Source organism: Zongyangia acetica (assembly GCF_038739695.1).
Lineage (GTDB): Bacteria > Bacillota > Clostridia > Oscillospirales > Ruminococcaceae > Zongyangia > Zongyangia gallinarum.
On sequence record NZ_JBBEWN010000017.1, the window covers coordinates 16,785 to 30,515 of the forward strand.

Sequence of the window (13,731 nt, forward strand, 5' to 3'; positions counted from 1 at the left end):
CGCGGGCGGCGAGTCGCCGCAGCCAAGCCGCGCTGTGGCATCATTCGCAACAAAATCGCGTGTGCCGCGGCAATGCCGCGAATGAAACTCAGGGCGCGTCATCCTGCCCCGGCAGGGGCCGCCGTTAGAGCCGTTATCACATGATCCCAGGTGATATCCATCCCTTTCAGCTTTTCCCAGGCCGCCTGGCCCATGGCCGCTGTCCTCTCCCGGTGGACGTAAAGCCCGTCCAAGGCCCGGGCCAGGGCCCGGGGTTCCGGCGGGCGGACAAACCCGGTGACCCCATCCTCCACAAAGGCCAGCGGCCCGCCGGAGTCGGTGCAGGTGAGCACTGCCTTATGGGAGGCAAAGGCCTCCGGCGTGATGTAGCCATAGTCCTCCTCCACCGGCACAAAGGCCACCGCCAGGCACCGGGCCAGGTGATGGAGCTTCTCCTCCTGGGAGATAAAGCGGTTTTCATAGGTCACCTTCTCCTGAAGCCTCCGGCCCCGGATCAGCGCCATAATCCGCTTTTCTTCCTCCCCGCTGTCCCCCCGCCCGGCCAGCAGCAGCCGCACCGGGGTGCGGGTATAGGCCATGGCCTCTACCAGCAGGGATTGGCGCTTGAGGGCGTTGACCCGGCTGGGGTAAAAGACGTAGTCCCCGTATCCTGCCAGGGAGAAGGACTCCGGCTCATCCAGGGGACAGTAAAGGGGGGTGGAGGGGATGCCGTTTGCCTCCCAAAGCCGCCGGGACACCAGGTCGCTGATGGTATAGATCGTCCCCTTTGCTCCCCCCAACGCAGCGGTATCCTCCCGGGCGATGGCCGCTCTGAGAGCCGGGGCGTCCCGGTATCCAAAGGGGGTGCCGTAGAGGTCATAGGCCTGACGGAGCTGGTGGATGATCCAATACCGCTTGTTGGGGTGGGGGATAAGATAGGCGGGAAATTTCAGGGCAATGAGCAGGTCCGCCTGCGGGATCTCCATCAGCTTTGCCGCCAGTACATTTTCCATCAGCCGGCCAGGGGGAAACTCCTGGAGGGGCAGGAGGATTTTCTCCACCGTATGGCCCCGGCGGATAAGCTCCCGGCAGAGGCTGTCGCAGAGCACCTCCGCCCCTCCCTTCACAAAGGGGATCTGGGCGTTTGCCACCGCGATTTTCATCCCATCAGCCTCCTTGCCGCTTCCCGTCCCGCCCTATCATCCCCGGGCAGGGGCAGAAGCTCTGCCCGGACATGGCAGCTTTGGGCCAGCCAGTCCGCCAGCTCCTCCCCGGCGGCGAAGATTTTCTCCGCCTCCCCAAGGCCCCGGGTAACGGCCCGCAGCCGGTACTGATCCAGGATTTCATCTCCCAGAAGAGGAAACGGCCCTGTCATCCAAACCACCTTATGGGGGTGGGGCAGCAGCACCGCTGTGAGATCCAGGGGGATGAGAAGGCCGCAGGCGTGCTCCAGATGAAACAGCCGCCGGGAAAAAAGCTGGGCAAGCTCCCCCTCCTTCCCAGGGGAAAGGGGAAGGGAGACGGCTTCGGCCGCAGCCCCTTCCGCCTCCAGCCAGCGGGCAAGGGAGGCGGCGGAGAGCGCCGGCTTTTTTCCAAAGGGGACAAATGTCTCCGCTGTCATAATCTTCATCATCTTCCTCCTTCCCTCCCGGGGCGGAATTCGCGCTGCGGTGTCAATCGCAACTCAGCTGCGGGCAACGCGGCGGTGTCGCAAATAAAGCCCAGGGCGCAACCTGCCCGCCGCTAGGCGCGGCGACTCGCCGCTGCCAGATCGCGTTTATGTGTCAATCGAGACCTATTTGCGTGAGCCGCGAACAGTGTCGCAAATAAAGCCTAGGGCGCGCCGGCTACCGCAGGAGTGTGGACGGTTTCGGCGGCAGCCGACGATTTTTTGGAACATCCCGGGGCCAGCTGTCGCTGGAGGATGTCGCGTTTATGTGTCAATCGCAACATAGTTGCGGGCAACGCGGCGGTGGTTTTGGCTAGGCCGTGAGCGCGTCATCCCGCCCCGGGAGGGGCCGTCCATACTACTGGGAAAGCAGCGAGCCCCATTAGGGGGATATCCAAGGGGCGCACCCCTTGGATCACTTTTGCATCCTTTTCTTGAGAGAAAAGGATGGCGGGCAGTGCCCGCAGCCAGATTGCGCCGGCTACCGGTGGGGGAAGTCGCGCTGTAGCGTCGTTTGTAACAAAAACGCGTGAGACGCGACAGTGTCACCGATAAAACTTAGAGCGCGTCTTGCCCTCCGCTAGGAGGAGGTAGCGGTTTTTGATCCGCAGGGCCAGAGAGCCCACCAGGGGAATCCTTTTAATGGCCTTCCGCATCCGGAAGGCGGCAGGGGCCAGCCACCGGACCGGCCCCCGAGCCGCTACCAGGATCTCTTCCAGAGTTTCCTCCGAAGTCAGCCCCGGCTGGGCCTCCTCCAAAAGGGCGCCGTCAAGACCCGCCGCCTCCTCTGCTTCCAGGGGGATATTCAGCTCATGGCGGAACACCCCCGCCGCATACCGCCGGTCCGGCCCGGGCATCTGAGAAACGTCCATCCCATCACCTCCCCTGTCCCCATCCAGGCTCTTGGGCGCTGGCCAGGTAGGCGCCGATGACGGTCTGGGCGGGGCCGTCCATCCGGACAAGGCCCCCGTCAATCCAGATAGCCCGGGGACACAGGCGGGCCACGTCCTCCATACTGTGGGAGACAAGGACAATGGTGGTCCCCTCCCTTTTTAGCTGCTCCATCTTTGCAAAGCACCTGCGCTGGAAGGCGGCGTCCCCCACCGCCAGGATCTCGTCGATGAGCAGCACCTGAGCCGACACGTGGATGGCTACGGCAAAGGCCAGCCGGGCATACATGCCGGAGGAATAGGTTCGCACCGGGACGTCCATATAGTCCTCCAGTCCCGAAAAGGCGATGATATCCGAAAGCCGTTCATCAATCTTTTTCTTCTGCAAGCCAAAGATGGAGGCGTTGACATAGATGTTCTCCCTGCCGGTCATGTCCGGGTGAAAGCCCGCTCCCAGCTCTATGAGGCTGGATACCTTGCCCTGGATATCCACCTCTCCCCGGTCCGGATAGATGATCCGGGTGAGAATTTTGAGCAGGGTGGATTTGCCGGAGCCATTTCGCCCGATGAGGGCCACCGCCTCCCCTGGGGATACGGTGAAGCTGATATCCTTTAAGACCTGCCGCCGGTCATAGGCGTTGCGTTTTAAAAAGAGAAGCTTTTCCTTTAAGGAGCTCCCCTTGTCGGGGTAGACCTTAAAGGACTTCTCCAGGTGGCTGACCACAATAGCGTCTTTTTTCATCACAACTCCTCCGCAAAACTACGCTGCAACCGCTGAAACAGCCATCCTCCCCCCAAGCAGAGGAGAAGGCCCAGGCCAAAGGGCCAGAGCAGGTGGGAGATATCCGGCAGCCTCTGGTAATAGAGCAGATCCCGGTAGGCCTCCACCAGCCCGGTTATAGGGTTGAGGGAAAGGGCCCACCGCCAGCCCTCCGGCACCATGTCGGGGGTGTAGACAATGGGGGTGGCGTAAAACCAGGCCATCATCAGGATCTCCAGCATGTGCCGCAGGTCCCGGAGATAGACGTTCAGGGCGCTGAAGATGAGCAAAAAGCCCAGGACCAGCAGATACTCAAGGGCCATAATCCCCGGCAGCAGCAGGCAGCAGGCGCTGAGCCCTATGCCGGAAAACAGCACCGCCCCCAGCACCACCGCCATGGAAAGGCAGAGGTTGACAAAGCCTGCCGTCACCGTGCTCAGGGGGATGACCATCCGGGGAAAATAGATTTTCTTGACCAGGTTGGCGCTTTCCACCACGCAGTTTGCCCCGCCGCCCAGACAGGTGGACAGGAAAAACCAGGGGATAAAGGCGACAAACAGATAAATGTAGTATTTGTCCACATCCACCCGCATAATGCTGGAAAATGCCACCGAATAGACCGCCAGCTGCAAAAGGGGATTGACAAAGGCCCAGAGAAAGCCCAGGACCGAGCCTTTATACCGGGTGACCAGCTCCTTGCGGACCATGGTGGCCAGCATGGTTCGGTAGTCAAAAAGTTCTCTTATCAGCCCCATAGGCCACCATCCTTTTGCCGTCTTATCCTTCCCGGCCGCCGGACGCCGTCTCCCCTGCTGCCAGCTTCAGGTCGGTTTCCACCATCCGCCGGACCATCTCCTCAAAGGAGATCTCCCGTTTCCAGGAAAGCTGCTCCTCCGCCTTGGTGGGATCCCCCAGCAGCACCTCTACCTCCGCCGGACGGAAAAACTGGGGGCTGACCCGGACCACTGTTTTTCCGGTGGCTTCATCCACGCCGGTTTCCTCCACCCCTTGGCCCTGCCATGCCACCTGGATGCCGGCGGCGTCAAAGGCGGCCTGGGCAAACTGGCGGACGGTCCGGGTCTCTCCCGAGGCGATGACATAGTCATCCGGCCGCTCCCCTTGGAGCATCAGCCACATGGCCCGGACATAGTCGGCGGCATGGCCCCAATCCCGCTGGGCATCCAGATTCCCCAGCTCCACACAGGGGAGAAGCCCCAGCTTGATCCGGGCCGCGGCGTTGGTGATCTTCCGGGTGACAAATTCTAAGCCTCTCCGCTCGCTCTCATGGTTAAAGAGGATGCCGCAGCAGCCGAAAAGGCCGTAGCTTTCCCGGTAGTTTTTGGTGATCCAGTGGCCGTAGACCTTGGCCACCCCATAGGGGCTCCGGGGATAGAAGGGGGTGGTCTCCCGCTGGGGCATCTCCTGGACCAGGCCGAACATTTCACTGGTGGAGGCCTGGTAGAACCGGGCTTCCGGCCGGACCCGCCGGATGGCCTCCAGCAGGTTTGTCACCCCCAAGGCGTCGATTTCCGCCGTGGCAATGGGCTGCTCCCAGCTGGTGCCCACAAAGGACTGGGCCGCCAGGTTGTAGACCTCATCAGCCTGGGATACATCCATGGCCTTTTGCAGGGAGGCAAGATCAGTCATATCCCCATAGACCAGATGGATTTTGTCCTTTATATGCTCTACATTGCCATAGTCCACCACGCTTTTTCTCCGCATGATGCCATAGACTTCATATCCTTTTTCCAGGAGCAGCTCCGCCAAATAGGAACCGTCCTGGCCGGTAATCCCGGTGATCAGTGCGTGTTTCATACTATTTCTCCTTTCCTTAGCGCCTGCCGGCGGGGAAGACGCGGACCTGCGGTCAGCAAGTCGCGCCCTAGGTCTCGTTTGAAACTTTGCCGCGTCACACGCGAATAGGTCACTGCCAGCGCCTATCCGCGATATCCTCCAGCGGTAGCTGGGCCCCTTCCGGGGCGGGATGACGCGCCCTCGGCCTAGTTAATGACACTGCCGCGGGCCACGCGACTAAGTTACCCATTGCGCCGCAACGCGGCTTGGCTGCGGGCACTGCCCGCCCAGCGCGGTGTCCCCCACCGGTAGGTGAATAGCGGCCCCTCATGCCGGGGCGGGCACATCCTTTTCTCCCAAGAAAAGGATGCAAAAGTGATCCAAGGGGAGCGCCCCTTGGATATCCCCCTGATGAGGCTCGCTGCTTTCTCTGCGGTATGGGCGGCGATTTTTCTCCCAATCCCGGGGGCTAACACCACTGGATTCCCCCGAGATGTTCCGAAAAATCGTCGGCTTCCGCCGAAACCGCCCACACTCCAGCGGTAGCTGGCGCGCCCTGGGCTTTATTTGCGACACTGTTCGCGTTGCCCGCGGCCCCTACCGGGGCAGGCAGGTCGCGCCCTAGGTTTTATTTGAAACTTTGCCGCGTCACACGCATTTTTGTTGCGCACAGCGCCACAGCGCGATGTCCTCCACCGGGAGGTGGCGCTCCTGCAGAGAGCAAGACGCGCTCTTGGTTTTATTTGCGACATTGCCGCGTAGCCCGCGAATAGGTCACTGCCAGCGCCTATCCGCGTCTTGTCAGCGGCGACTCGCCGCCCGGCGGTAGGTGGGGCTAGAGGTATTGGGCGCGGCCCTGGGCCCTGAGGTTTTCCAACACCCGTTTCATCTCCCCGGTGCTGTCCTTGTCGCAGAGGAGGAGGGCGTCGCCGGTATCCACCGCAATCATCCCCCGCACCCCTACCAGGGCCATCAGCTTTTCACCGCCCTGGATGATGCTGTTGTGGGTTTCCACGGTGATCACGTTGCCGGAAATCACATTGCCCATCTCGTCTTGGGGGTTGATCCGGTCCAAGGCCAGCCAGGAGCCCACATCGTCCCAGCCAAAGGCGCCGGGGAGGATGTAGATATCTTTGGCCTTTTCCATGACGCCGTAATCAATGGATGTGCTGGGCATCCGAAAAAATTCCCGCTCCAGGACCTTCTCCTCCTCGGCGGTGCCCATGGCGGCCTCCACCTTCTCCAGCCCCTCATAAATGTGGGGAAGATAGGCCCGGATGTTTTCCAGGATAGCCGACGCCTTCCACAGGAAGATGCCGCTGTTCCAAAGGTACTGCTCCGACTCCAGATAGGCTTTGGCGGTGGCCCGGTCCGGTTTTTCCACAAACCGGTCCACGGCAAAGGCCTTCCCCTTCATCCGGATGCTGTCAAACTGGACATATCCGTAGCCTGTCTCGGGATGGCTGGGGGTAATGCCGATGGTGACCAGGTTCCGCCCCTCCTCCGCCACCTGGCATCCCTCCCGGAGGGTGGCCAGGAAGATGGCGTTATATTTGATCAGATGGTCGGAGGGCAGGACGATCATCACCGCGTCCCCATACCTGCGCCGGATATGGGCGGCGGCCCATCCGATACAGGGGGCGGTGTTCCGCCCTACCGGCTCGCAGAGGATGTTCTCCTCCGGAATCTGAGGCAGCTGCCCCCGTACCAGCTCCTTGTAATCCCGGTTGGCGGCAATATAGATGTTCTCCGGCTCCACCATGGGCAAAATCCGCTCCACCGTGTGCTGGATCATGGTCTTGCCGTCCTCTGTCAGGCAGAGAAACTGTTTGGGATGGCTTTTCCGGCTTTTGGGCCAGAACCGCTCCCCCCGTCCTCCCGCCATAATCAAGGCTGTTTTCTTCATAAAAAACCTCCCCACGGCCTCCAAAAGCTGAAGGCGCAGATTTCCTCGTGATTTTTCCTGAAATTGCTGTCCATACTATGACTATCATGCCCATAGCATCCGAAAAAATTGCAGCGCCTTCGTTTTTTCTCAAGCGGAGGGGAAAGGAGCCCCCATGAACCCCATAGAAACCTACCACCGGTGGAAAAATATTCCGGACCCACGCCTTGCCCGGGAGTTAGCAGAAATCGAAAAGGATCCCCGCCAGATCGCGGAGCGCTTTGGAGCGCCTCTGTCCTTTGGCACCGGCGGCCTGCGGGGGCTGATGGGCGCCGGGGAAAACCGGATGAACATCTACACCGTGGCCCGCGCCACCCAGGGCTATGCCCGGTATCTCCGCTCCCGCTTTTCCCAGCCGGCGGTGGCCATTGCCTACGACAGCCGCCTCCTTTCCCAGGAGTTTGCCCAGACCGCCGCCCAGGTGCTGGCCGCCAACGGGATCCAGGCCTATCTCTTTTCGGAGATCATGCCCACCCCCATCCTTTCCTTCACCGTGCGCCACCTGGGCCTTTCCGGCGGCATCGTCATCACCGCCAGCCACAATCCGGCCCCCTACAACGGCTATAAGATCTACGGCCCCGACGGCGGCCAGATCACCCAGGAGGCCGCCCGGGACATCAAAGCGCAGATCGATGAGGTGGATCTCCTCCGGGGCATCCGCCGCGTCTCTTTGGAGCAGGGGAAGGCCGACGGACGCATCGCCTTTCTGGGCCGGGAGGTCACCGATGCCTATCTGGGCGCGGTCCTATCCCAGTCCCTGCTGCCGCCCCAGCGGGGAAGGGGGGTGCCCATTGTCTACAGCCCCCTTCACGGCGCCGGGTTTTCCTGGGTGACCCAGGCCCTGGGCCGGGCCAGCTTTGACCAGGTGACGGTGGTCCCCTCCCAGGCAGGGCCGGACGGGAACTTTCCCACCTGTCCCAAACCCAATCCGGAGGAGGCCCAGGCCATGGAGGAGGGGATCCGCTGGGCCAGGAAGCTGGGGGCGGATCTGGTTATCGCCACCGATCCCGACTGCGACCGGGTGGGCGCCGCCGTCCGGCAGGGGGCGGATTTCCTCCTGCTCAGCGGCAATCAGGTGGGGGCGCTGCTTTTAGACTTCCTCTGCCGCCGCCGGCAGGAGATGGGCGCCATGCCAGAGCGTCCGGTGGCCATGAAAACCATTGTCACCACCGAGATGGCCCAGGCCATCTGCGACGGATACGGGGTGCGGCTGCAAAACGTCCTCACCGGCTTTAAATACATCGGGGAGCAGCTGAGCCTTTTAGAGGGCCGAGGAGAAGAGGACCGCTTTCTCTTTGGCATGGAGGAAAGCTGCGGCTATCTGACCGGCACCGCCGTCCGGGATAAGGACGGGGTGCTGGGAAGCCTCCTGATCTGCCAGATGTTCTGCGACTACCGTGGCCGGGGCATGACCCTCATGGACGGCCTTGCGGAACTCTCCGCCCGCTTTGGCGCTTTTGTGGATACCCAGCAGACCATGGCCTTTGAGGGGGCAGAGGGGGCCGGGCAGATGGAGCGGCTTATGGATGCCCTCCGCCAACATCCGCCGGATATCCTCTGCGGCCGGCGGATTCTTTGGAACGCCGACTACAAAGCCGGCGTCCGCCGCACTGCCGCCGGGGAAAAATCCCCCACCGGGCTGCCCTCTTCTAACGTGATGCGGTTTTGCTATGAAGGGGGCGTGACCGTCACCGTCCGGCCCTCGGGAACCGAGCCAAAGCTGAAGATTTACTACTCCCTCCGGGGGGATAGCCTCGCCGAAGCCCAGGCGCTGGAGGCGCGGTGCCGCGCCGCTTTCGGAAACATCCTCGCGCGCCTAGCGGCGGGCAGGACGCGGCCCTAGCGGGCAGCAAGACGCGCTCTGGCTTCTGTTTGCGACACTGCCGCGGCACCCGCGATTTTGTTGCGGACGACGCCACAACGCGGCTTGGGAGCGGGCACTGCCCGCCAGCGCGGTGTCTCCCACCGGCAGGTGGTTCTGCGCTCATGCCGCGCAGGCACATCCTTTTCTCTCAAGAAAAGGATGCAAAAGTGATCCAAGGGGAGCTCCCCTTGGATATCCCCCTAATGAAGCTCGCTGCTTTCCCGGCAGTATGGGCAGCGATTTTTCCTCGATTCGCGGGGGCGAGGCCTGAGGGAGTCCCCCGCTCAATTCGAAAAAATCGTCGGCTGCCGCCGAAACTGCCCACGCTCCTAGCGGAGAGCAAGATGCGCTCTAGGTTTCATTTGAGACATTGTCCGCGATGCCCGCAATTACGTTGCGATTGACACATAAACGCGACTTGGCTGCGGGCACTGCCCGCCAGCGCGGTGTCCCCCACCGGCAGGTGGTTCTGCGCTCATGCCGCGGACCTGCGGTTGGCAGGTCGCGCCTTGAGTTCTGTTTGTAACACTGCCGCGACACACGCGATTTTGTTGCGATTGACACAACAGCGCGGCTTGGCTGCGGCGGCTCGCCGCCATCCTTTTCTCTCAAGAAAAGGATGCAAAAGTGATCCAAGGGGAGCCCCCCTTGGATATCCCCCTAATGAGGCTCGCTGCTTTCCCACCAGTATGGGCAGCGATTTTTCCTCGATTCGCGGGGGCGAGGCCTGAGGGAGTCCCCCGCTCAATTCGAAAAAATCGTCGGCTTCCGCCGAAACCGCCCACGCTCCTAGCGGGCAGCAAGACGCGCTCTAGGTTTCATTTGAGACATTGTCCGCGATGCCCGCAATTACGTTGCGATTGACACATAAACGCGGTTTGGCTGCGGGCACTGCCCGCGAGGAGGAGAAAGATGAAGGTAGCTTTGGAATTACAGCCCTGCTGCGGGATGCGCAGCGGCATTGGCGCCTATACCCTGGAGCTTATCCGCAGGCTGACCCAGCAGCCGGACATATCGTTTCAAGGGAACCTGTTTAATTTTCTCTCCCGCAGCCAGGGCGGGGAGGTGACAGAGGGGCTCTCCTTTCCTATCCGGGAAAGCCGGATCCTGCCCTATGGGGTCTACCGGCGGGTCTGGAAAGCCCTGCCCTTTTCTTATGTCCGCCTGTTTGGGCCGGCGGACATCACCCACTTTTTTAACTACATCGTCCCGCCCAGGGTCGGGGGCAGGGTGGTGGACACGGTCTATGACCTCTCCTATCTCTATTACCCCGAAACCCTGGAGCCCAAAAACCTGCGCCGGATCCAGAGGGGCATCGGCTACAGTGTGGAGCGCAGCGACCGGATTGTCACCATCTCCCGCAGCGCAAAGGAAGAAATTCTGGGGGAATTTCATCTGCCGCCGGAGCGGGTGGCCGTCATCCCGCCCTCCTTTGACACCCCCAGGCCAAAGGGAAACTTCACTCCCCTCCGGGAAAAATGGGGAATCGGGGAAAAATACCTCCTCTTTCTGGGGAACCTGGAGCCTCGGAAAAACCTCATCCGGCTCATGGAGGCCTTTGCCCTGCTCAAAAGGGAGGCGGGGATCCCCCACCAGCTGGTCCTGGCCGGAGGTCTGGGCTGGCGGTATAACGGCATCCTGGCAGCGCCCGGGCGGCTGGGGTTGGAAGGCCAGGTGATCTTCACCGGCTTTGTCTCCGCCCAGGAGAAAGCGGAGCTTTACGCCCATGCCGACGTCTTTGTCTTTCCCAGCCTTTATGAGGGGTTCGGCATCCCCATTCTGGAGGCTTTGAGCCTGGGGACGCCGGTGGTCTGCTCGGAAACCTCCTCCATGCCCGAGGCCGGGGGAGAGGGGGCGCTGCTCATCGACCCTTTGGATACAGAGGAAATCGCCCAGGGGATCTATACCCTTTTGACCGACCAAGACCTTCGGCGGCGGAAGATAGAAGCGGGGCTTCAGCATGCCGCCGGGTTTTCCTGGGAGGCCTCGGCGGCAAAGCTTCTGGCGCTTTACCGGGAGATGATGTCATAGAAAGAACAGGAGGGGGAAATTCCCCCTCCTGTTCTTTCTATGGGGCCGGACCTGCCCGCCTACCGGCGGGGAAGACGCGGCCACGGCCTAGCAAAAACCACTGTCGTGTCGCCCGCGCGCCTACCGGCGGGGATGACGCGCACTTGTTTTTTATTTAAGACATCGTTCGCGTCTCACGCGATTTTGTTACCCATTGCGCCACAGCGCGCCCCTTGTTGCGGGCAGGTCGCGCCCTGCGTTTTATTCGAGATACTGTCGCGTCGCCCGCGCGCCTACCGGCGGGGATGACGCGCACTTGTTTTTATTTAAGACATCGTTCGCGTCTCACGCGATTTTGTTACCCATTGCGCCACAGCGCGCCCCTTGCGGCGGGGATGACGCGCACTAGATCTTGTTTAAAACCTTATTGCGAAGCACGCGAACAGGCCGCAGTTAGCGCCACAGCGCGACTTCCTCCGCCGGCAGGTGGCGCGGTCTGCTGCGGCGACTCGCCGCCCACCGGTAGGTGGCGGTCATGGCAGCTGTTCCAAAAGCTCCGCCAAAGCTTTCGCTGATCTTTCCCAGGAAAAACGGGCCGCGTTTTCATACCCCGCCTGCCGCAGCTGATTTCCCAGGGCGGGGTCGGTGAGAAGCCGGTGGATCTGATGGCAGATGTCCTCTGGATCCATAGGGTCTACATAAAGGGCGCCCCTCCCCGCCACCTGGGGCAGTGCGGAGGTGCCGGAGCAGATCACCGGGGCGCCGCACTGCTGGGCTTCGATGACCGGGATGCCGAACCCCTCATAAAGGCTGGGGAATAAAAACGCCTCTGCCATGGAATAGAGGGCCCCCAGATCCTCCCTCGCCACATAGCCGGGGAAAAGGACATCCTCCCGGCAGCGGATGGCGGCAAGGGCCTTCTCTCTGTCAAACTTCCAGCCCTGCTCCCCGGCGATGACAAGCTTCCAGCCCGCTCCGGCCGGCCGGGATTTCAGCAGGTCAAAGGCCTCCATAAGCCGGGTCAGGTTCTTGCGGGGGTTAAAGTTCCCCACAAAGAGAAGATAACGCTCCGGCAGGCCGTATCTTTCCCGGACAGCCTCCAGCGTTTTTTCATCCTCGACCCGTCGCAGGGCCGGGTCGGCGGCGCAGGGGATAACGTGGATTTTTTCCGCCGGGATGGCCAAGAGCCTTGTCATCTCCTCTTTGGTAAAGGGGGAGATGGCCCCGTAGCAGACCGCCCGCTTTCGCAGCAGACGGTACTGGAGCCGCCAGTACCAGACCCGGGAGGCACGGTAGACCTCCCCCATCCGGAAGAGGGCCAGATCGGTGACCACCGGCATTACCTGGCAGCTTGGGGGCAGCAGCAGGGGGATCTTGGAATCGGTGGTGAGGTAAAGGCAGTTTTTGCAGTAGCGCCGCCCCATCCAAAGGGACTCATACAGCCCCCGGAGGAGGGCCCGCCCCTTCTTTACCGGGATCCGGATCTGGCGGGCCTGACCCTGGGGGAAGGGCGGGCTGTCGGCGGAGAGAAGCACCGCCGCCTCCCGGCCGGGATGCTGGGCCAGCCGTCCAAACAGCTCATAAATCAGGATGCCGATACCGCTGCTTTTCTCCTGGTACTGGGTGGCGCTGATGACAAGACGCTTCTTCATGGCCCCATCCCCTCCCACCGCCGGACGGCCTCCTCATAGACCCCCATGATCTTGGGAAAGGCCTGGTCCAAGCTGTACTGCCGCGCCATCTCCCGGCCCCGGCGGCCCATCTGAACCGCCTCCTGCCGGTGGGTATAGAGCCACCGAAGGGCCAGGGCGCATCCCTTCCGGTTGTCCAGGGGGAAGAGCAGGCCGTTTTTCCCGGAGGAGATCAGCTCCTGATGGCCCTTGACGTCGCTTGCCGCCACTGGCAGGGAGGAGGCCATGGCCTCCATGAGATGAAAGGGCAGCCCCTCCCGGCGGCTTGCGGAGACGGCGCAGTCACAGGCGGCATAAAGCCCCGGCATGTCCTCCACAAAGCCGGGGAAGAGCACCCTTTTTCCCAGGGAAAGCTCCCCGGCAAGGGCGCGGCAGCGCTGGAGAAGGTCGCCCTGGCCCGCCAGGATAAGCTTTGCCCCCGGCATCTCCGGGGCGGCCTTAGCAAAGGCCCGAAGGAGGGCCTCCTGATTCTTCCGGGGGGAAAATTCGGCGGCGCAGACAAAGACAAAATTCTCCGGGGAAAGCCCCCACCTTTCCCGGAGCCGGGATCTTTCCTCCGGCGGCCGGTTGACATGAAACCGCTCCAGGTCCACCCCCATGCCGGGGATGAATACAGGCTCCCGCCGGGCCAGGCGGTATTTCCGGCAGAGCCTTTCATCCTCCCGGTTCATGACCATGGCCACGTCGGTGAGGGGGGCCAGCAGCATCTCCGGCAGAAGGTAGGGCCATCTTCCCATCCCGTCCTCCTCCCCAAAAAGGTAGCCGTGGACGGTATGGACCACCAAAGGACGGCGCTTCATCCCCACAAGGGCCGCCCGCGCCACCCCGGAGGCCAGGGCGGTATGGGTACTCAGCAGAGAGAACCCCTCCCGGCGGATCAGGCGGCGGGCGGCCAGGATGGCGGTAAGGTTTTGGGGGCTTGTCAGCTTCTTTTTCATGGGCAGGGTGACCACCGTGTGGGCATAGGGCACCTTTCCCACATCCGACGCCGCCGCCCAGACCTCATAGCCCATCTCCCCGAAGGCCTTGAGATAGGGCAGGTGGAAGTTGCGCAGGTGGGAGAGGGTGGAGGCGCAAAAAAGCACCTTTTTCTTCACAGAATCCCCCTCCTTTCTCCCCAAAGCCGCCG

At 62.0% G+C, this 13,731-nt stretch carries 11 protein-coding genes; 2 read left to right on the forward strand and 9 right to left on the reverse strand.

What is annotated here, in order from left to right:
- Window positions 1-98: 98 nt before the first annotated feature.
- From WGC32_RS13160 to WGC32_RS13190, 7 genes are all read right to left on the reverse strand, one after another.
- A complete protein-coding gene (locus WGC32_RS13160; protein ID WP_342682533.1) occupies window positions 99-1,142 on the reverse strand; it encodes a glycosyltransferase family 4 protein in 1,044 nt (347 codons plus the stop codon).
- Entirely contained in the window at window positions 1,139-1,609 is a 471-nt protein-coding gene (locus tag WGC32_RS13165) for a hypothetical protein (RefSeq protein ID WP_342682534.1), read from the reverse strand. Before WGC32_RS13165 ends, WGC32_RS13160 begins: the two co-directional genes overlap by 4 nt.
- Window positions 1,610-2,193: 584 nt before the next feature.
- On the reverse strand, window positions 2,194-2,520 hold the full coding sequence (locus tag WGC32_RS13170) for a hypothetical protein (protein WP_342682536.1): 327 nt from the start codon (window positions 2,518-2,520) through the stop codon (window positions 2,194-2,196).
- 4 nt (window positions 2,521-2,524) lie between these two features.
- The gene (locus WGC32_RS13175) at window positions 2,525-3,280 is read right to left on the reverse strand and encodes an ABC transporter ATP-binding protein (RefSeq protein WP_342682538.1); all 756 of its coding nucleotides are present in this window, start codon (window positions 3,278-3,280) and stop codon (window positions 2,525-2,527) included.
- On the reverse strand, window positions 3,280-4,053 hold the full coding sequence (locus tag WGC32_RS13180) for an ABC transporter permease (RefSeq protein ID WP_342682539.1): 774 nt from the start codon (window positions 4,051-4,053) through the stop codon (window positions 3,280-3,282). Before WGC32_RS13180 ends, WGC32_RS13175 begins: the two co-directional genes overlap by 1 nt.
- Before the next feature lie 22 nt (window positions 4,054-4,075).
- Complete coding sequence (gene gmd / locus WGC32_RS13185; RefSeq protein ID WP_342682541.1) at window positions 4,076-5,113, reverse strand: GDP-mannose 4,6-dehydratase; 1,038 nt, start codon at window positions 5,111-5,113, stop codon at window positions 4,076-4,078.
- A gap of 814 nt (window positions 5,114-5,927) precedes the next feature.
- Window positions 5,928-6,998 (reverse strand): mannose-1-phosphate guanylyltransferase, encoded by a 1,071-nt coding sequence (locus tag WGC32_RS13190; protein ID WP_342682542.1) that lies wholly within the window; start codon window positions 6,996-6,998, stop codon window positions 5,928-5,930.
- A 154-nt stretch (window positions 6,999-7,152) separates the two neighbouring features.
- Here WGC32_RS13190 and WGC32_RS13195 point away from each other — a divergent pair, with 154 nt between their 5' ends.
- Both WGC32_RS13195 and WGC32_RS13200 read left to right on the forward strand, forming a co-directional pair.
- The gene (locus WGC32_RS13195; protein ID WP_342682544.1) at window positions 7,153-8,880 is read left to right on the forward strand and encodes a phospho-sugar mutase; all 1,728 of its coding nucleotides are present in this window, start codon (window positions 7,153-7,155) and stop codon (window positions 8,878-8,880) included.
- A 933-nt stretch (window positions 8,881-9,813) separates the two neighbouring features.
- On the forward strand, window positions 9,814-10,932 hold the full coding sequence (locus tag WGC32_RS13200; protein WP_342682545.1) for a glycosyltransferase family 4 protein: 1,119 nt from the start codon (window positions 9,814-9,816) through the stop codon (window positions 10,930-10,932).
- A 512-nt stretch (window positions 10,933-11,444) separates the two neighbouring features.
- Here WGC32_RS13200 and WGC32_RS13205 read toward each other — a convergent pair.
- Together WGC32_RS13205 and WGC32_RS13210 are read right to left on the reverse strand one after the other, a co-directional pair.
- The gene (locus WGC32_RS13205) at window positions 11,445-12,563 is read right to left on the reverse strand and encodes a glycosyltransferase family 4 protein (protein WP_342682546.1); all 1,119 of its coding nucleotides are present in this window, start codon (window positions 12,561-12,563) and stop codon (window positions 11,445-11,447) included.
- Window positions 12,560-13,699 (reverse strand): glycosyltransferase family 4 protein, encoded by a 1,140-nt coding sequence (locus tag WGC32_RS13210; RefSeq protein ID WP_342682548.1) that lies wholly within the window; start codon window positions 13,697-13,699, stop codon window positions 12,560-12,562. Before WGC32_RS13210 ends, WGC32_RS13205 begins: the two co-directional genes overlap by 4 nt.
- Between the last annotated feature and the right edge of the window lie 32 nt (window positions 13,700-13,731).

What these genes read in the sequence shown, in the direction of transcription:
- WGC32_RS13160 (WP_342682533.1), bottom strand. Translation starts at nt 1,142, where the DNA reads ATGAAAATCGCGGTGGCAAACGCCCAGATCCCCTTTGTGAAGGGAGGG.
- WGC32_RS13195 (WP_342682544.1), top strand. Translation starts at nt 7,153, where the DNA reads ATGAACCCCATAGAAACCTACCACCGGTGGAAAAATATTCCGGACCCA.
- WGC32_RS13180 (WP_342682539.1), bottom strand. Translation starts at nt 4,053, where the DNA reads ATGGGGCTGATAAGAGAACTTTTTGACTACCGAACCATGCTGGCCACC.
- WGC32_RS13165 (WP_342682534.1), bottom strand. Translation starts at nt 1,609, where the DNA reads ATGAAGATTATGACAGCGGAGACATTTGTCCCCTTTGGAAAAAAGCCG.
- WGC32_RS13200 (WP_342682545.1), top strand. Translation starts at nt 9,814, where the DNA reads ATGAAGGTAGCTTTGGAATTACAGCCCTGCTGCGGGATGCGCAGCGGC.
- WGC32_RS13170 (WP_342682536.1), bottom strand. Translation starts at nt 2,520, where the DNA reads ATGGACGTTTCTCAGATGCCCGGGCCGGACCGGCGGTATGCGGCGGGG.
- gmd (WP_342682541.1), bottom strand. Translation starts at nt 5,113, where the DNA reads ATGAAACACGCACTGATCACCGGGATTACCGGCCAGGACGGTTCCTAT.
- WGC32_RS13190 (WP_342682542.1), bottom strand. Translation starts at nt 6,998, where the DNA reads ATGAAGAAAACAGCCTTGATTATGGCGGGAGGACGGGGGGAGCGGTTC.
- WGC32_RS13205 (WP_342682546.1), bottom strand. Translation starts at nt 12,563, where the DNA reads ATGAAGAAGCGTCTTGTCATCAGCGCCACCCAGTACCAGGAGAAAAGC.
- WGC32_RS13175 (WP_342682538.1), bottom strand. Translation starts at nt 3,280, where the DNA reads ATGAAAAAAGACGCTATTGTGGTCAGCCACCTGGAGAAGTCCTTTAAG.